This is a genomic window from Nonomuraea zeae, assembly GCF_005889725.1.
Taxonomy (GTDB): domain Bacteria; phylum Actinomycetota; class Actinomycetes; order Streptosporangiales; family Streptosporangiaceae; genus Nonomuraea; species Nonomuraea zeae.
On the sequence record NZ_VCKX01000048.1, the window covers coordinates 22,652 to 40,105 of the forward strand.

The window sequence follows — 17,454 nt, forward strand, 5'->3', positions numbered from 1 at the left end:
ACGCGCGCGTGCCCGCCACGGCGGGCGCGCGTACGGGTCGGCGGTCCGGGTGTCAGGTGAAGTTGGCCACGATCGTGGCGAAGTCGAGCATCCGGCCCGCGGGCGGCCGGCCCGTCTCGACCGTGCCCGCCGCCTTGACCTCGACGTAGAGTGCCCCCACGTGCTGCACGGTGGCCGCGCGCACCCCGGCCACGTCCCGCTTGACCAGCGCGGCCAGCATGGCCCGGTGGTGCGGGTCGAAGCGCTCGTCGGCGCGCTGGAGCGCCAGCGTGTGGGCGCGGAACTCGGCCATCTGCGGCACCAGCGCCGTGTAGATCTGCAGCAGCAGGTCGTTGTGCGCGGCCCGGATCAGACTTTCATGCACCGCCTCGTCGGTGCGCACCAGCACGGCGACGTCGCCCTTGCGCCGGGCCGACTCGTGCTCGCGGCAGCGCGCCGCCACCTCGTCGATGTCGGCCTGGGTGGCGCGCACGCAGGCCAGCCCGGACGCGGCCAGCTCCAGCCCGATCCGGACCTCCAGCACCTCGGCGATGGCCGGGCCCTGGGTGGCGCTCCAGTGGACGAACTGCTCGGTCGGCTCGGCCTCCGTGCGGTGCCGGACGTACGTGCCGCGCCCCCGTACGACCTCGACCACGCCCAGCGTGTGGAGCTTGCGGATGGCCTCGCGCAATGAGCTGCGGCCGACCTGGAGCTGGCGGGCCAGCTCGGGCTCCGAGGGCAGCCGGTCGCCGGGCCGCAGCGCGCCGGAGTCGATCTCGGCCAGCAGCTGCTCGGCGATGACGTCTGGCAGGGGGGTGCGAGCGAGCGGCTCGTACCGAACGGGGTCACGTGTCTGCTCGGTGCTCACCGGGATATTCTGCCACACCCGTTGACTGATGTCAGACAGCAGACTACGTTGCCGGATTAATCCGGAAGAGGGTGATCTCGTTGATCAAAGTAGGTGTCCGCTTCCCCCCGGCCACCAGGGCGGACCAGATCGCCGAGGAGGTGCGGCGCGCCGAGCACTACGGGTTCGACGTCGCCTGGATCGCCGACTCGCAGCTGCTGTGGCGCGACGTGTACGCGGCCATGGCCGTCGCCGCCACCAGGACCGACCGCATCGGCCTGGCCACCGCCGTGACGAACGTCGTCACCCGGCACCCGACCGTGGTCGCCTCCGGCATCAACACGGTGGCGGAGCTGGCGCCGGGCCGCGTCATCCTGGGCCTGGGCACCGGCGACAGCTCGGTGAAGCCCATGGGCATCCGCCCGTCGAAGCGAGCCGAGCTCCAGGCGGCCATCGAGCAGATCCGCGCCCTGCTGGGCGGCGGCGAATGGGAGTACGGCGAGCGGCGGCTGCGCCTGCGGGACGCGGGCGGCGCGGTGCCGGTGCACATCGCCGCGAGCGGCCCGCGCACGCTGGAGCTGGCCGGCGAGATCGCCGACGGCGTGGTCACCCTGGCCGGCATCTCGCCGGAGACCCTCGACCAGACGACGAAGGCCGTACGGACGGGCCTGGCCGGGTCGCCGCGGCCCTTCGAGTTCACCGCCGGCGCCTTCTGCAAGGTCACCGACGACCTCGAACGCGACGCGGCCGTGCTCAAGCCGATCTGCCTGCACATGGCCACCATCGGCGGGCAGGACTTCCTGCGCATCGCCGGCATCGAGCTGGCGCCGCCGCCGCACGTGCCCGAGGTCTATCCGGACATGGTGCACGCCGAGGACTGGGAGCTGGCCATCCGGCACGCCTCCAAGTGGGTCACCGACGAGATGGCGGTCCGGTTCGCGCAGACGTTCTGCCTGTTCGGCACCGTGGACGACATCGTGGAGCGGGCCAGGCGGGCGGTCGAGCTGGGCGTCACCGGCTTCTACCTGCGGCACGTCGGCAACTACACGCTGCCGAGCGAGCTGATCGAGAGCTTCGGCGGCGACGTGCTCCCCCGCCTGCGGGAGCTCTCGTGAGCGGCGCCCCACCCGCGGCGACCGTCCGGCCCGCGGTCACCGGCCGGCCCCCGGCGACCGGCGAGCCCGCGGTGACCGGCGAGTACGTCGTGGACGCGCTGGCCGCGCTGGCCCGCGTCCCCTCCGCCGTCCCTCTGGGCTCGCGGACGCTCATCGAGCCCGACGACCCCATCCTCGTGCGCTACGTGCAGGACCACCTGCGCCCGGCGTTCCTGGCCACGGGCGCGACGGACGTCATCGACCTGCCGGCCAACCAGTTCGCCGTCCGGTTCGGCGACGGCGACGGCCCCACGCTGGCCCTCATGGCCTACACCCCGACCCAGCACCACAACCTCATGACCGATCCCTGGTCGGGACGCATCCGCACGCCGATCGAGCTGGGCGTGGACGAGCCGTGCCTGTTCGGCCAGGGCGTCTCGCAGAACAAGGCGCACCAGGCGTGCCTGCTGGACCTGGCCCGATGGCTCGTCGCCGAACGCGCCGAGCTGCACGGCACGCTGCTGCTGTGCGTCAACAACGAGGGCCGCAGCAGCCACGACTGCTCCCGCGCCATCCTCGACGCCCTCCCCCGGCGCCCCGACCTGGTCGTCCAGCTCTTCTGCACCGGGTTCGAGGTGTCGCTCGGCAACCGGGGCCGGGTGGACGTGATCGTCGACGTCCAGGGCCGGGCCGCGCATTCGTCGAACCCGCCGGACGGGGGTCCGGGGAACGGCAGGGTGATCGACATCGTCGCGGACGCGGTCGTCAGGCTGCGCGAGCTCGACGCGGTCGTACGGGCGCGCGCCGAGCATCCGGAGCTCGGCCGCGAGCAGGTCGTGCCGTACCTGGTCAGCTACGAGCCGCTGGCCCCGCACACGCTGCCGGCCTCGGCGCGGATCACCGTGGACCGGCGGCTGCTGCCGGGCACCGACCCGGCGCAGGCCGCCGCGGAGATCGCCGAGGCGCTGGCCGGCCTGGAGGGGTGCCAGGTCAGGCCGGGGGTCACGATGTTGCCGGCCTACCTGCCGCCCGAGCGCCGCGAGGTGCTGGGCGCGCTCGACGCCGCCGTCCGGGAGCGCTTCGGCGAGTCCCGGCACGGCTTCTACGGGGGTTCTTTCGACGCGGGAGGGCCGTCCGAGCGCGGCATTCCCACCGTCATGTTCGGGGTACCCGCCGAGGGAGATCTCCTCGGCGACGACTTCGTGCGGCTGTCCGCCGTACGCGACGAGGCCGCCGTGCTTCGTGACACCGTCACCCGCTTCCTGAGGAAGTAACCGCCATGGCACAACCGTCCAGCTCCACCCGGGTCGTCCTGGCCAGCCTGGCCGGGACCACGATCGAGTGGTACGAGTTCTTCATCTATGGCACCGCCGCCGTGCTGGTGTTCGACAAGCTCTTCTTCCCCAGTTACGACGACGTGGTCGGCACCCTGCTGTCGCTGTCGACGTTCGCGCTGGCGTTCGTGGCCAGGCCCATCGGCGGCGCGCTGTTCGGGCACTTCGGCGACCGGCTGGGCCGCAAGTCCATGCTCGTCGTCACCCTGTGCCTGATGGGCGGCGCGACGCTGTGCATCGGCCTGCTGCCGACGTACGAGACGATCGGCGTGGCCGCCCCGATCCTGCTGGTGGCGCTGCGCGTCGTGCAGGGCCTGTCGCTGGGCGGCGAGTACGGCGGCGCGGTGCTGATGAGCGTCGAGCACGCCGCCCGCACCCGGCGCGGCTTCTTCGGCGCCCTGGTCAACACCGGCGCCGCCTGGGGCCTGCTGCTCGCCAACCTCGTGTTCCTGCTCACCTCGCAGCTGTCCGACGACGCCTTCCTCTCCTGGGGCTGGCGGGTGCCGTTCCTGCTGAGCGCCGTCCTGGTCGGGCTGGGCCTGCTCATCCGGCTGAAGCTGGCGGAGAGCCCCGACTTCCAGGAGGTCAGGGAGCGCGGCGAGGTCAGGAAGACGCCCATCGCGGAGGTGCTGTCGAAGCACTGGCCGCGGGTGCTGCTGATGTGCCTGGCCTACATCCCGGCCGGCGTCACCTTCTACATCGCGACCGTCTACTCGCTGAGCTACGGGGAAAAGCAGCTCGGCCTGGACCGCGACATGATCCTGCAGCTGGTGCTGCTGGTCAACGTGTTCACCATCGTCGCCATCCCGTTCTTCGGCTGGCTGTCGGACCGGGTGGACCGCAAGCGCATCTTCTGGGTGAGCATCGTGGCGATGGCGGCGCTGCCGTACGCGTGGTTCTCCCTGTTCCAGAGCGGCTCGTTCGGGCTGATGCTGGCCGGCTTCGTGCTGCTGTTCATCCCGTACGCCGCCAACTACGGCACCATGCCGGCCTTCTTCGCCCACGTCTTCCCGCCGGCCGTGCGCTACACGGGCATGTCGGTCGGCTACACGCTCGGCACAGTGTTCGGCAGCGGCCTGGCCCCGATCATCGCCACCTGGCTGTACGGCGGCACCGGCTCCTGGCTGGCCATCGCCGTCTACATGACCGCGGCGGGCGCCGCGGGGACGGTGGCGGCGCTGTTCCTGACCGAGCGGCACAGCGCGGAGACTAAGGAGGAGGTGCCCGCGTGACGGACCTGCCCAGCGCGGAATCTCCCGGCGCCGAGTTCCGAAGGGCCGCCGACCTGCGGGAGGCCATCGAGCTGAAGGCCGCGTACCCGCAGGCCACGCTGCTCGCGGGCGGCACGGACGTCATGGTCGGGCTCAACTTCGGGCACCGGCCGGCGTCCACGCTGATCGACATCTCCCGGGTGCCGGAGCTGCGCGAGTGGTCGCGCGACGGCGACACGATCACGCTCGGCGCGGGCGTGCCGTACACGCGGATCGTCGAGGAGCTCGGCGCCGAGCTGCCGGGCCTGGCGCGGGCCGCGCGGACAATCGGCTCCGCGCAGATCCGCAACAGGGCGACCGTGGGCGGCAACCTCGGCACCGCCTCCCCCGCCGGGGACGCGCTGCCGCCGCTGCTGTCGGCCCGCGCCTCGGTCGAGGTCGCCTCGGTGCGGGGCACGCGCACGGTCCCGGCCAGGGAGTTCTTCACCGGCCCCGGGCGTTCGGTGCTGGCCGCCGACGAGATCGTGACGGCGGTGCGGGTGCCGGTCGCCACGGGCGCGGAGCAGTTCGCCAAGCTCGGGCCGCGCAACGCCATGGTGATCGCCGTCGCGTCCGTGGCGCTGACGCTCGATCCCGCCCGCCGCCGCGTCGGCTGCGCCGTCGGCTCGGCGGCCCCCACGCCGGTCGCGGCGGCGGAGGCCGAGGAGTTCGCCGCCGCCGAGCTGGACTGGCCGGGCGGCGGCGCGCTGCCCGGCCGGGTCCGCATCCGGTTCGGCGAGCTCGTGGCGCGGGCCACCGCGCCCATCGACGACGTACGCGGCAGCGCCGGTTACCGCCGGCACGCCGTCGCCGTGCTCGCCCGGCGCACGCTGGCGTGGGCCTGGCAGGAACAGCAGAGGAGCTGAACAGGTGAGGGTCGATCTGCGGGTGAACGGGGTTCGGAGGAGCCTCGACGGGGTGGAGGCCGGCGAGAGCCTGCTGTTCCTGCTGCGCGAGCGGGCCGGGCTGCCCGGCTCAAAGAACGCCTGCGAGCAGGGCGAGTGCGGCTCGTGCACGGTCTACCTGGACGGCACGCCGGTGTGCGCCTGCCTGGTCGCGGCCGGGCAGGCGGACGGGTCCGCCGTGGTGACCGTCGAAGGGCTGGCCGACGGCGAGGAGGTGCATCCGGTGCAGCAGGCGTTCGTGGACGCGGGCGCCGTGCAGTGCGGGTTCTGCACGCCGGGGCTGCTGGTCGCGGTGCACGACCTGCTGGCCAGGCGCCCGGACCCGGACGAGCCGGAGATCCGCGAGGCCCTGGCGGGGAACCTGTGCCGCTGCACCGGCTACGAGAAGATCTTCGACGCCGTGCGCCTGGCCGCCGGGAGGTCCCGATGACCATGACGCTGCCCGTCGCGGCCGGCGGCGTGGGCGCCTCGGCCCGCCGTCCCGACGCGATGTCCAAGGTACGCGGCGACTTCGCCTACTCCTCCGACCTGTGGCACGACGAGATGGTGTGGGGCGCGACCGTCCGCAGCCCGCACCCGCACGCGCGGATCCTGTCCGTGGAGGCGACGGCTGCGCTCGCGCTGCCCGGCGTGCACGCGGTGCTCACCGCCGCCGACGTGCCGGGCGTCAACCGGTACGGGCTGGAGACGCGCGACCAGCCGGTGCTGGCCGAGGACGTGGTGCGCTACGCCGGCGAGCCCGTCGCCGTGGTCGCCGCCGACACGCCCGAGCTGGCCCGCCGCGCGGCCGGGCTCGTCCGGGTCGAGTACGCGGAGCTGCCCGCGATCACCGACCCCGAGCGCACGCTGGACGGCCCGGCCCTGCACGAGGGCGGCAACCTGGTACGCCACCTGCGCATCCGCCGCGGCACCCCGGCCGCCGCCGACGTGGTCGTGACCGGCGAGTACGAGGTGGGCATGCAGGACCAGGCCTTCCTCGGCCCCGAGTCCTGCCTGGCCGTGCCCGCCGAGGAGGGCGTCGACCTCTACTGCTCGACGCAGTGGCTGCACGTGGACCAGGACCAGCTCGCGGACTGCCTGGCGCTGCCGAAGGAGCACGTCCGGCTGACGCTGTCCGGCGTCGGCGGCGCGTTCGGCGGCAGGGAGGACCTGAGCGTGCAGGCCCACGCCTGCCTGCTGGCGCTGCGGCTGGGCCGGCCGGTGAAGATGAGCTACGGGCGTGAGGAGTCGTTCGCCGGCCACGTGCACCGCCATCCGGCGCGGATGCGCTACGAGCACGGCGCCACCCGCGACGGCCGGCTGCTCTACGTCAAGGCCGACATCCTGCTCGACGGCGGCGCGTACGCCTCCACGTCGGCCGCCGTGACCGGGAACGCGGGCTGCTTCGCGATCGGCCCCTACGAGGTGCCGGCCGTCGAGGTGGACTGCCGCGCCGTCTACACCAACAACCCGCCCGCCGGGGCGATGCGCGGCTTCGGCGCCGTCCAGGTCTGCTTCGGGCACGAGTCGCAGATGGACAAGCTGGCGGCGGCCCTCGGCCTGGACCCGGTGGAGCTGCGGCTGCGCAACGCCGTCAGCACCGGCTCGGTCATGGCGACCGGGCAGCGGGTCGAGGGGCCCGCGCCGGTCGCCGAGCTGCTGCGCCGGGTCGCGGGCAAGCCCGTGCCGCCGCCCGCGGGCGACGATCCCCGGCTCCTTCCCGGCGGCACCTCCAACTCCACCCGCGCCGACGGGCTCGTGCGCGGCGTCGGATACGGGCTGTCGGTGAAGAACATCTGCAAGTCCGCCGGGTACGACGACTACGGCACGGCCCGGGTGCGCCTGTTCGCCCACGAGGGCGAGACGGTCGCCGAGGTGCACACCGCCGCCGCCGAGGTCGGCCAGGGGCTCGTCACCGTGCAGGCGCAGATCGCGCGGACCGAGCTGGCGGCCGGGCGGGTCACCATCCTGCCCGCCGACACGGCCGTCGGCGACGCCGGCACCTCCTCGGCCTCGCGGCAGACGTGGATCTCGGGGGGCGCCGTGCGCGCCGCCTGCGTGGCCGTCCGCGCCCGGCTGCTGGACCGCGCGGCCGTCCTGCTCGGCGAGCCCGCGGTGGACCTCGCGTACGGAGGCGAGGCGGTGACCGCGCCGTCGGGGCGCTCCGTCGCGCTCGTGGAGCTGCTGGCCATGGGCGACGTGGACGAGACCGCCGTCTACCGCCACCGGGCCACCGAGGCGCTGGACCCGGAGACCGGCCAGGGCGACGCCCACGTGGCCTACGCCTTCGCCGCCCACCGTGCCGTCGTGGACGTGGACCCCGAGCTGGGGTCGGTGCGCGTGGTGGAGATCGCCTGCGCGCAGGACGTCGGCAAGGCGATCAACCCTGCGGCGGTCGAGGGCCAGATGCACGGCGGCATCGCGCAGGGGCTCGGGCTGGCCGTGATGGAGGAGATCCGGCTGCGCGACGGCCGGATCCTCAACCCGTCGTTCACCGACTACCTGATCCCCACCACGATGGACATGCCGCCGACCGTGCTCGACATCCTCGAACTGCCGCGGCCCGACTCGCCGTACGGGCTGACCGGGGTGGGCGAGCCGCCGCTGCTGTCGGCGCCGGCCGCGATCGCGGCGGCCATCAGGGACGCGGTCCGCACCGCCACCGGGGCCGCCGGGCCCGCGCTGGACCGGATCCCGATGACGCCCGAGGCCGTCGCGACCGCCGTCCTGGAGTACCCGATGTGAGGAGCCCATACCGGCCGGGCAGGACGCCGAACTTCTCGTCGCGGACGGCACTCGAAACAGAGGTCCGGTTCACGGTGGCAGGAGAGACGTCATGAGACATGTGCTCGTCGCGGTCCTGGCGGGCGGGGCGGTGCTCCTCACCGGCGCCCCCGCGCTCGCCGGGACGACCACGCTGGGCCCGTACGGCTACGGCGACGTCAGGCTCGGGATGAGCCTGAAACAGGCCAGGGCCACCGGGAAGATCGTGCCCAGGTGGGGGGCCAGGACCGGGTCCTGCTCCGCCTGGGCCCTGAAGTCGCGCCCCACCCGCAAGGGCACCGCGGGCCTGTACATCTCCAGGAAGCGCGGCGTGGCCGTGATCTTCGCGCCGAAGGGCGTCAAGACCCCGGAGGGCATCGGCGTCGGCTCGACGATGAAGCAGGTCAAGCGGGCTTATCCGCGTCTGAGGTTCTCGGCGGGCGGGATCCCCAACGTCTCCGTCCCCGGCAACCGCAAGGCCTACTACGCGTTCTTCCCCGACGAGAAGGGCCGGCTGGAGCAGCTGTCCCTGGGGTTGCTCACCCAGGACTGCGTGAGCTGACCGGCCCGGCGGCGAAGATATGCCGTACGGCAGACGCGGCGGCGGGCCGCGCACGCGAGATTCGGTTCATGAGCATCTGGAACAGAACGCTGGCCTGGCTCGCCGCGGGGACGGCGCTGGCGGCCACCCTTCAGGCTCCGGCCGCCGCCGCCCCGGCGCCGGTCTGGAGCAAGTGCGGCGACGGGCTGGAGTGCGCCAAGCTGACCGTGCCCGTCGACTGGAGGCGGCCCGGCGGCCGGAAGACCCAGGTCGACACCGCGCGGATGCCGGCCCACGACCCCGCGCGCAAGCTCGGCTCGATCGTGGTCAACACGGGCGGCGGCGCGACCATCCAGCCCGTACGCTCGATGCCCGCGGTGGTGTCGGAGCTGACCACCTGGTTCGACGTGGTCCTGATCGACCCCAGGGGCTTCGGGGACCAGGGCAGCGACGCGCTCGTGGAGTGCCCGGTGCCGCAGCCCGGCATCGACGGGCTGGTCCTGGCGCCCGGCGAGGCGGGCTGGCGCGCGCACGCCGCGGCGAACGCGGCCTACGACGCCTCCTGCCGCAAGGCCATGGGACCCGCCTACGCGGGCCTGACCTCCTGGCAGGTGGCCCACGACCTGGAGGCGCTGCGCGTCGCGCTCGGCGAGCCGAAGCTGCGCTACCTGGGCAACTCCTACGGCACCGTGTACGGCCAGGCGTACCTGGAGCTCTTCCCCGCCAAGGTCGGCCGGATGGTGCTCGACGGGATCCCCGACCATGCCCAGCCGTCGCTGGAGCGGTGGCTGATGGCCTACGCCCGCACCCAGGAGCAGCAGCTCACCCGCTTTCGCGACTGGTGCGCGGCCGGGTGCGCGCTCGGCGGCGACGACGCGATCGAGGTCTTCGACGACCTGCTGGCGCGCGTCCGCCGGGCCCCGCTGCCGGCGGGCGGGCAGACGGTGAACGAGCAGGCGTTCCTCGTCGCGGTGACCGAAGGGCTCACCCCGCCCGCCTGGCCGCGCCTGGCCACGGCGCTGCGCAGGGCCCTCGACGGTGACGCGACGGACCTGGCCGAGCTGCGGCCGCTCCCCCCTGAGCGGCCCGGACACACCCAGGGCGCGATGCTCTGCCACGACTTCATGCCGGATCCGCCCGGCTACCGCGACTTCCTGGCCGTCGAGTCGCGGCTGCGCGCGGCCGCGCCGCGGATCGGCTGGGTGCAGGGCCGCTACCAGGTGGGCCGCTGCGTGGGCATGGGCGGGGATCCCGCCTACCCGCCGCATCCGCTGCGCGCGGAGGGCGCGCCTCCGGTGCTGGCCGCGATCGGCGACACGGACGGCAACACACCGCATCTCGGCGCCGAGCACCTGGCCGCGCAGCTCCCGCTGGCGCGCGTGGTCAGGCACGGGGACGGGCACGCGGCGTACCTCATGCAGGGGGCGGCCGGGCTGACCGGGACCTGCCTGCGCAAGCACGTGCACGACTACCTGACCGCGGGGACGCTGCCGCCGTCCGGGGCGCGCTGCCCCGGCGACCTGGTGGCTAGGATCCCCCGGGGGTGAGCAGAACGTGATCGAAGCACGGCGGACCCCGGGAGCGTGGCGGGCGACGCGAGCGTGGCGGGCGACGCGAGCGTGGCGGGCGACGCGAGCGTGGCGGGCGACGCGAGCGTGGCGGGCGACGCGAGCGTGGCGGGTGAGGCCGCCGGTGGCGCAGGACGCCGTGCTGGCCGCCCTGACGGCCCTGGTCATCGTAGGGTTCCCGCTGCTGGGCGGCGCGGGCCTCGGCGGGCTGCCGCCGTTGTGGGTGGCGCTGGTCTGCGCGATGTGCGCGCCGCTGACGCTGCGCCGCCGCCTGCCGCTGACGGCCGCGCTCGCCACGTGCGCGGCCGTCCTGCTGGCCAGGCTCCTGCACCTGCCGGAGCTCGGGGTCTGGGTGACGCTGGCGGCGTTCGGCTCGGCCGCCTACCACCGCGAGCGGGGCCGGGCGCTGCCCGCAGTCGCCGCGACGTGCTGGCTGGTCACGCTCGACCTGATGCTCGGCGAGACGGTGTCCCACCCGTCCCGGCTGGCCGTCTCGGTGGCGGCCGGGCTCGCCCCGGTCGCGCTCGGCCACATCCTGCGCCTGCGGCACGACCAGGCCAGGCAGGCCGTGCTCGTCCAGCAGGGTCGAGAGCGTGCCAGGATCGCGCGCGAGGTGCACGACGTCGTCGGCCACCACCTCAGCGCGATCCGGCTGCAGGCCGTGGGCGCCCGGCGGGCCTCCCCCGCCGACGCCGATCGGGCGTTGCAGGTGATCGCCGACATCTCCGGCACCGCGCTCGGGGAGACCCGGCGGCTGCTGGGGCTGCTGCGCGACGATCCGGCGCATACCGACCTGCGCGCGCTGGCCGAGCGCCTGTCCCAGCAGGGCCTTCGCGTGCGGCTGGCCGGCGACCCGCTGCGCGAGCCGGTGCCCGCGCAGGTCCGGCACGCGGTGTACCGGATCGTGCAGGAGTCGCTGACCAACGTCATGCGGCATTCCGGGGTCACCCGCGCGGTGGTGCGAGTCGGCCACGGGAAGGGGGAGGTGACGGCCGTGGTGGAGGACGACGGCCGGGCCGATCCCGGCGAGCCCGCCCGGCCCGAGGGCGGCGGGCTGAGGGGGATGCGGGAGCGGGCGGAGCTGCTGGGCGGCACGCTCACGGCGGGACCGCGAGCACCCCACGGGTGGCGGGTGACGGCCCGCTTCCCCCTGGGGAGCGGGCAGTGACGGGTCGCTTCTGGCTGGGGAGCAGGCGGTGACGGGTCGCTTCCAAACGGGGAGCGCGATGGACGAGTGGGGAGGACCGTGATGAGCATTCGGGTGATCGTCGCCGACGACCAGGCGCCCACCAGGGAGGGCCTGCGCCTGCTGCTGTCGTCGGAGCCGGGCGTCGAGGTCGTGGCGACGGCCTCGGACGGTTTCGAGGTGGTCGCGCTGGCCCGGCGGCTGCGGCCCGACGTGGTCCTCACCGACATCCGCATGCCGCGCATGGACGGCCTGGCCGCCATCCGCGAGCTCCTGGCCCTCGACCCGGTGCCCGCCGTCGTGGCGCTGACCACGTTCGACCTGGACGAGTACCTGTTCGGCGCCCTTCAGGCGGGCGCGGTCGGTTTCCTGCTGAAGGAGAGCGACCCGAGCCTGATCCTCGACGCCGTACGAGTCGCCCACGAGGGGCAGGGCCTGGTGGACCCGCAGGTCACCCCGCGCCTCCTGCAGCAGTTCGCGGCCACCTCACCCCGCCCGCGCACGGACGAGCTGGCCACGCTGACGCCACGCGAGAGCGACGTGCTGCGCCACCTGGCCGCCGGCAACAGCAACGCCGAGATCGCCGAAGCGCTGGTCGTCGCGCCGGGCACGGTCAAGGTCCACGTCGAGCGGATCCTGGCCAAGCTCGGGCTGAGCACCCGGCTGCAGGCGGCCCTTTACGCCCACCGCCACGGGCTCGTCACATGGGCGGATCTGCCGTGACCCGCCGGGCATGAGATAATCACTCCATACGAAGCCCTCTCGGCTTCGGGCGCGACGCCCGGGCGAGAGGGTTTTTCATTGCCGGAAACCGCCGGAGAAGCGTCCCGCGGTCCGCGCGCCCACTCAAGGAGCCACTCATGAAACTCGGTTTGTCCTGCCCTCGATTCATCTGGCCGGGCGGCGACGCCGCCATCGCCGAGCGTTTCGCGGCCGTCGCCCGCGGCGCCGACGAAGCGGGGCTGCACAGCTTCTGGGTGATGGACCATTTCTTCCAGATCCCGAATTTCGGCGCCGTGACGGATCCGATGCTGGAGGCGTACGGCGCATTGTCCTATGCCGCCGCCCTCACCAGCCGGGTCACGCTGGGCGCCCTGGTGACCGGCGCCGTCTACCGGGCGCCCGGCCTGCTGGTCAAGCAGGTCAGCACGCTGGACGCGCTCTCGGGCGGCCGGGCCGTGCTCGGGATCGGCGCCGCCTGGTACGAGGAGGAGGCCACCGGGCTCGGCCTGCCCTTCCCGCCGCTGGCCGAGCGGTTCACGCGGCTGGAGGAGACGCTGCAGATCGCCCGGCGGATGTGGGGCGAGGACGACGGGCCGTACGAGGGCGCGCACTACCAGCTGGGGCGCACGCTCAACGCGCCGCAGGCCCGCCCGCCCATCCTGATCGGCGGCAGCGGGGAGAAGAAGACCCTGCGCCTGGTCGCCCAGTACGCCGACGCCTGCAACTTCCTGTACGGCGCCGACGTGCGCCACAAGCTGGCCGTGCTGCGCGCCCATTGCGAACGCCTGGGCCGCCCCTACGAGGACATCGAGAAGACCCTGCACATGCGCATCCCCGACGGCCGGACCGTCGAGGAGAGCGCCGAGCTCTGCGCCGGGCTGGCCGCCCTGGGCATCGACCACGTCATCGTCGTCGTGCCGGATCCCGGGGACGGGGGCTGGCAGGCGTACCTGGCCGACCTCGCCGCGCGGATCTCCGGCATCGCCACTGCCGGACGCTGAGCATTCCTTGAATTTCATTTCAACAGACGAATCTCCGCCCGCATCGGCGCTGTCGCGGAATATCATCTTCAACGGCAATCCAGGGAACGGCCAGAACTGCGGCACAAGAGCGGAGGACGACGCGGCGCGCGCAGTTCGATTTCGACGGCGCGTTAGCCCAAGTGATGCATGATGTGCTGAAGGGCGCTACAGTACCTGCAACCTTGACCTAATGGAGCATCATGGCGAAGCGCATCGTTGAATCCTTTATCGACGACATCGACGGCAGTGACGCCGAGGGAACCACGACGTTCGCTCTCGACGACACCAACTACGAGATCGACTTGTCCGGCCGGAACCGGGAGAAGCTCGAGAAGGCCCTGGCGCCTTTCATCACCAAGGCGCGTGCCGTCCGTGCCGAGCGCGGTCATCGCGGCCGGCGCGGGGCAGCCGCTTCATCGCGTGCCATGAGCCGCGAGAAGTCCACGGAGATCAGGCGGTGGGCCAAGGCTCAGGGCCTGCCGGTGAGCGAGCGGGGCCGGATCGCCTCCACCGTCGTGGAGCAGTACGAAGCGGCTCACTGATTGAGGCGTCCCACCCCGGGCCCCGGCCCCAGCCCGAACTCCGGGCCGGGGACCGGGGCCCGGTCGTGTCACACAGCCCGGTCGCGGGTCAGGCAGGGCCGGTCGCGCGTCAGGCGGGGCGGTAGGAGCAGCGCATGCCGGTCCGTACGGTCGCGCGCAGTTCGCCGCCGATGAGCGGGTCGGCCTCCTCGATGACGTCCAGCGTGCGCCTGATGGCCTTGCCCACCGCGACCCTCGCCCGTTCGGCGTTGCCGGTGAAGTGGCGGGCCCGCCCGCCGAGGCGGGTGGCCGCGGCGACCTCGTCGAGCAGCCAGTCACGCTCGGCGCGCGCCGCGGCCGCTCGTTCCAGGTCGTTCATCGTCTCGAACTCTTCGATCTCGGCCTGCAGCTGCGACAGGCGCTGCTTGTACCGGCGTTTGGCCAGATCGTCGAGCAGCGGCTGGCCACCGGCCGCCTCCTGGGCCGCCGGCCGGTCGGTGAGCGCGGAGCCCGTGGCCAGTTCGAGCGCCGGAATCTCCTGGCAGGGGTTGGCCAGCAGGACCGCGAGGTGGTTCATCCCCACGCTGTCGCGGACGTCCGCCGTCCGGCCGGCCAGCTCGATGCGCCAGCGCCGCCCCCGGCGGCGGCAGGACACGACCGGCGCCTCGTGCACCCGGCCGGCCACCATGTCGCCCGCTCGCGCCGCCGGGTCGACCGGCCGGGCCGGAAGGTCGTCGCGCTGCGCCAGCAGTGCCCGGATCTCCAGCAGGCGGCTCCCCGCGCCCGGGTCCGCGGCCTGGAACAGGTCCGCCAGGCACCGCAGCAGCTCGGCGATCAGATCTGTCGTGGCGGTCCCCTCGCCCCGTCCGGCCGGCGCCGCTCCTCCCGTGGCGCGGCTGATACGTGCTTCCATGCCCCCTCCTCGACCATGCTCGGTTCCCCGACCGTACGGATGGGGGCAAGGGCGGGGGATCGGTCGCCATTGCCTATGTTCGGCGGCGCGATACCTAAATTAGGCCGAGCTCGATCGCCTGGTCGGCGGCGGCGTTCCGGGTCGGTGCGCCGAGCTTGGCCAGGATGGACGAGACGTGGTGCCCGACGGTTCTCACCGAGATGAACAGCGCGGCGGCGATCTCTAGGTTGGAGTGCCGTTCGCAGAGCAGGGCGAGCACCTGACGCTCGCGCTCGGTCAGCCCGTACGGGTGCTCCCTCGTCGTGGCCCGCGGCCCGGAAGGCAGCGATCGGACCCCGAGCTCGCGCAGCCGCTGCCGGACGAGCCGGATCGCGGGCGCCGCCCCGAGGCCGGTGAGCAGGTCAAGGGCCTGGCGCAGCGCCGGTTCGCGCGGCACGTCGGCCAGGGTCAGGGCGGCGTCGTACGGGCAGCCGAGGTCGATCCAGACCTGCGCGGCCTTCGTCAGATGGCCGTCGAGGTGCAGCCGGTACGGCTCGGCGACCTCGCCGCGCACCGAGCGGGCCGAGCCGGTGCGCAGCAGCCAGACGGCGGCGGCGCCGCGATCCCAGTGGTCGCATCCGCCGGACGCGTCCGCGGCCAGCTCGGCCTGGTCGCGGGCACGGTCCGGGCTCCCCTCCAGCCAGTGTGCCTCGGCGCAGGCCAGCCGGACGGGCACGATCTGCTGCGGTTCGCCGGTGCGGTCGGCGATCTCGGCCGACTCCTCCAGGAACTCCCAGACGCCGGGCTCGCCGCGTCGGGCCCGGAGCACGCCGAGCTTGCGCAGGATGCACAGCCGGTTGCAGGAGGAGGACATGGCGTCGGTGGCGAGGAGCTCCGTGCTGAGCGCCGCCGACTCGGCCCACTGTCCTCGTCTTTCCATGATGGTGGCGTGCTCGCTGCGCAGGTGCGTCGCGTACGCGGTGAGGTCGTGCTCGTCGCAGTACGGCAGGCCCTGGGTCACGTACCGTTCGGCCTCGGCGAACTCCCGCTCGCTCACATGCGTACCGCAGAGATTGGCGAACGCCCGGCCCGCCTGGTCCTGATGACGCCCCGCCAGCGCGATCTCCAGCGCCCGGCGCAGCTGCCCGGCCCAGGCGCCGCCCGTGGCCGCGGCGCAGACCGCCAGGGTGTTGAGCACGTCGCTGAGCACGTCGGTGGCGCCGAGCCGCTCGGCGATCGCCTTCGCCCGCACCCCCAGGGAGACGGCCGCTTCGTGCTCGCCCAGCAGCATGCGCCGGTTGGCGAAAGTGGCGTAGGCCCAGGCCAGCTCGACGCTCGGCCCGAGCGGTTCGAGCACCGACAGGGCGGCTTCGGCCGCGGCGACCGCCTGGTCGGCGCGGCACAGGTTCCACAGGACGCGTGACAGCCGGCGCAGCGCGTCGCCTTCCCGCAGCCGGTTCCCGGTCTTCCGCCACTGCGCCAGCGCCTGCTCGCCGGCCTGCGCCGCGTCGGGCCACCGGTCGAGCAGCGCCCACTCGTCGGCCAGGCCCTCGTAGAGCGCGGCGAGCGTCGCGGCGTCCGCCTCGCCGGCGAACCGCAGCGCCCGCGCGAACTGCGCCGCGGCCTCGCGGTGCGAGGTCAGCCACGCCGCGCGGCGGGCGGCGGCGGGGGCGTGGCGCAGGACCGCGGCGGCGTCCGCGGCCGCTTCGGCGTGGAAGGCCATCCGGGCGTCGTCGTCGCATCCCATATCGGCCAGCGCGGCCAGGACCCGGCCGTGGACCGCGCGGACGCGATGCGCCGGAATCGCCCCGGCCACGGCGAGCCTGGCGATCTCATGGCGGAACCTCAGCCACTGGCCGTCCTCGACCACCAGCCCGCACCCGAGCAGCTCGTCCAGCGCGGACGGCGGGCAGCCGGTCACCGACTCCAGCAGCCGCGGCTCCACCCTGGTCCCGGTGAGCGCCGCCACGTCCAGCACCCGCCGGACGTCGCCGCCCAGCCTCGTCGCCCGGGCCAGCACCGCGTCGCGCGCCGACGGCGGCACCTGCGTCAGCCCCGCCTGCACGACCTCGGTCACATAGAACGGGTTCCCGCAGGTCAGCCGGTGCAGGGCGGCGGCCTCCCAGCCGCTTCCGCGGGCCAGCACCGCCACCGACTCCGCCGACAGCGGCGCCAGCTCGATCCGCCTCGTGGACCGCTGCGCGGCCAGATCGCCCAGGGTGACGCGCAGCGGGTCGTCGGCTCCCCGGCCCTCGTCCCGGTAGGTGGCGATGAGCAGCACCGGAGCGTTCCAGATCCGCCGGCCGAGGAAGCGGAGCAGGTCCAGCGTGGCCTCGTCGGCCCAGTGGATGTCCTCCACCACGATCACGTTAAGCGTGCCCGGCTCGGTCAGCTCGCGCAGCAGGCCCCGGAACAGCTCGTCGCGGCCGGCTCCGGTGCGGCACAGCTCCAGCAGCGCGCCGCCGCGCTGGTCGGCCACGTCGAAGAGCGGGCCGAGCGGGCGTGGGGTGAACAGGCCGTCGCACATGCCCCATGACCAGCGGGCGTCTCGCAGGTCGTCCCGGGCGCGGCCGTCCGGTGGCTCTTGAATGTGGCGACTGTCCGGGAGGTCCTGCTGGCCGTCCTGTGTGGTGCCGCCGTCCTGGAGGTCCTGCTGGTGGCCCTGTCTGGTGCCGCCGTCCTGGAGGTCCTGCTGGAAGCGGGCGACCAGCGCCGACTTGCCGACGCCTGCCTCTCCCGAGACCAGGACGAGCCGCCCGGCGCCGTTGCGCGCCTCTGCCGCGTACTCCGCCAGCGCCGCCAGCGACGGCTCCCGCTCCAGCAACCGCATTCCCGCAGTATCCGCCAAAG

The 17,454-nt window shown here is 73.7% G+C and carries 15 protein-coding genes; 12 read left to right on the top strand and 3 right to left on the bottom strand.

The features are described from left to right. Positions 1 to 52: 52 nt before the first annotated feature. The gene (locus ETD85_RS17725) at positions 53 to 847 is read right to left on the bottom strand and encodes a FadR/GntR family transcriptional regulator (RefSeq protein ID WP_138690825.1); all 795 of its coding nucleotides are present in this window, start codon (positions 845 to 847) and stop codon (positions 53 to 55) included. A gap of 80 nt (positions 848 to 927) precedes the next feature. Between ETD85_RS17725 and ETD85_RS17730 the strand changes: the two genes are divergently transcribed. From ETD85_RS17730 to ETD85_RS17790, 12 genes are all read left to right on the top strand, one after another. Beyond that, positions 928 to 1,941: an LLM class flavin-dependent oxidoreductase gene (locus tag ETD85_RS17730; RefSeq protein ID WP_206058376.1), complete on the top strand. Its 1,014-nt coding sequence runs from the start codon at positions 928 to 930 to the stop codon at positions 1,939 to 1,941. Beyond that, on the top strand, positions 1,938 to 3,194 hold the full coding sequence (locus ETD85_RS17735) for a peptidase dimerization domain-containing protein (protein WP_138690826.1): 1,257 nt from the start codon (positions 1,938 to 1,940) through the stop codon (positions 3,192 to 3,194). The genes ETD85_RS17730 and ETD85_RS17735 overlap by 4 nt, the downstream gene beginning before the upstream one ends. Before the next feature lie 5 nt (positions 3,195 to 3,199). Beyond that, the gene (locus ETD85_RS17740) at positions 3,200 to 4,486 is read left to right on the top strand and encodes an MFS transporter (protein ID WP_138690827.1); all 1,287 of its coding nucleotides are present in this window, start codon (positions 3,200 to 3,202) and stop codon (positions 4,484 to 4,486) included. Next, complete coding sequence (locus ETD85_RS17745) at positions 4,483 to 5,370, top strand: FAD binding domain-containing protein (protein ID WP_379507919.1); 888 nt, start codon at positions 4,483 to 4,485, stop codon at positions 5,368 to 5,370. The genes ETD85_RS17740 and ETD85_RS17745 overlap by 4 nt, the downstream gene beginning before the upstream one ends. Positions 5,371 to 5,374: 4 nt before the next feature. Further along, on the top strand, positions 5,375 to 5,839 hold the full coding sequence (locus ETD85_RS17750) for a (2Fe-2S)-binding protein (protein WP_138690828.1): 465 nt from the start codon (positions 5,375 to 5,377) through the stop codon (positions 5,837 to 5,839). Between the two features lie 2 nt (positions 5,840 to 5,841). After that, positions 5,842 to 8,133, top strand: coding sequence for a xanthine dehydrogenase family protein molybdopterin-binding subunit (locus ETD85_RS17755; RefSeq protein ID WP_379507926.1), 2,292 nt, complete (start codon positions 5,842 to 5,844; stop codon positions 8,131 to 8,133). Between the two features lie 91 nt (positions 8,134 to 8,224). Then, positions 8,225 to 8,713 carry a hypothetical protein gene (locus ETD85_RS17760; RefSeq protein ID WP_138690830.1) on the top strand — a complete coding sequence of 163 codons (489 nt, stop codon included), beginning with the start codon at positions 8,225 to 8,227 and terminating at the stop codon, positions 8,711 to 8,713. 68 nt (positions 8,714 to 8,781) lie between these two features. After that, positions 8,782 to 10,239 (top strand): alpha/beta fold hydrolase, encoded by a 1,458-nt coding sequence (locus ETD85_RS17765; protein WP_138690831.1) that lies wholly within the window; start codon positions 8,782 to 8,784, stop codon positions 10,237 to 10,239. Positions 10,240 to 10,384: 145 nt separating this feature from the next. Continuing rightward, positions 10,385 to 11,428, top strand: a complete 1,044-nt coding sequence (locus ETD85_RS17775; protein ID WP_138690832.1) for a sensor histidine kinase — start codon at positions 10,385 to 10,387, stop codon at positions 11,426 to 11,428. Positions 11,429 to 11,509: 81 nt separating this feature from the next. After that, a complete protein-coding gene (locus ETD85_RS17780; RefSeq protein WP_138690833.1) occupies positions 11,510 to 12,169 on the top strand; it encodes a response regulator in 660 nt (219 codons plus the stop codon). A 137-nt stretch (positions 12,170 to 12,306) separates the two neighbouring features. Next, the gene (locus tag ETD85_RS17785; RefSeq protein ID WP_138690834.1) at positions 12,307 to 13,170 is read left to right on the top strand and encodes an LLM class F420-dependent oxidoreductase; all 864 of its coding nucleotides are present in this window, start codon (positions 12,307 to 12,309) and stop codon (positions 13,168 to 13,170) included. A gap of 221 nt (positions 13,171 to 13,391) precedes the next feature. Further along, positions 13,392 to 13,733, top strand: coding sequence for a histone-like nucleoid-structuring protein Lsr2 (locus tag ETD85_RS17790; protein ID WP_138690835.1), 342 nt, complete (start codon positions 13,392 to 13,394; stop codon positions 13,731 to 13,733). A gap of 109 nt (positions 13,734 to 13,842) precedes the next feature. On the opposite strand, the gene ETD85_RS17795 is transcribed toward ETD85_RS17790, so the two are convergent. Both ETD85_RS17795 and ETD85_RS17800 read right to left on the bottom strand, forming a co-directional pair. Then, positions 13,843 to 14,625, bottom strand: a complete 783-nt coding sequence (locus ETD85_RS17795; protein ID WP_138690836.1) for a hypothetical protein — start codon at positions 14,623 to 14,625, stop codon at positions 13,843 to 13,845. 94 nt (positions 14,626 to 14,719) lie between these two features. Then, positions 14,720 to 17,434 carry a helix-turn-helix transcriptional regulator gene (locus ETD85_RS17800; RefSeq protein ID WP_138690837.1) on the bottom strand — a complete coding sequence of 905 codons (2,715 nt, stop codon included), beginning with the start codon at positions 17,432 to 17,434 and terminating at the stop codon, positions 14,720 to 14,722. Between the last annotated feature and the right edge of the window lie 20 nt (positions 17,435 to 17,454).

Coding starts and splice junctions, on each gene's coding strand:
- ETD85_RS17790 (WP_138690835.1), top strand. CDS start 13,392: ATGGCGAAGCGCATCGTTGAATCCTTTATCGACGACATCGACGGCAGT.
- ETD85_RS17785 (WP_138690834.1), top strand. CDS start 12,307: ATGAAACTCGGTTTGTCCTGCCCTCGATTCATCTGGCCGGGCGGCGAC.
- ETD85_RS17765 (WP_138690831.1), top strand. CDS start 8,782: ATGAGCATCTGGAACAGAACGCTGGCCTGGCTCGCCGCGGGGACGGCG.
- ETD85_RS17780 (WP_138690833.1), top strand. CDS start 11,510: ATGAGCATTCGGGTGATCGTCGCCGACGACCAGGCGCCCACCAGGGAG.
- ETD85_RS17755 (WP_379507926.1), top strand. CDS start 5,842: ATGACGCTGCCCGTCGCGGCCGGCGGCGTGGGCGCCTCGGCCCGCCGT.
- ETD85_RS17800 (WP_138690837.1), bottom strand. CDS start 17,434: ATGCGGTTGCTGGAGCGGGAGCCGTCGCTGGCGGCGCTGGCGGAGTAC.
- ETD85_RS17795 (WP_138690836.1), bottom strand. CDS start 14,625: ATGGAAGCACGTATCAGCCGCGCCACGGGAGGAGCGGCGCCGGCCGGA.
- ETD85_RS17740 (WP_138690827.1), top strand. CDS start 3,200: ATGGCACAACCGTCCAGCTCCACCCGGGTCGTCCTGGCCAGCCTGGCC.
- ETD85_RS17760 (WP_138690830.1), top strand. CDS start 8,225: ATGAGACATGTGCTCGTCGCGGTCCTGGCGGGCGGGGCGGTGCTCCTC.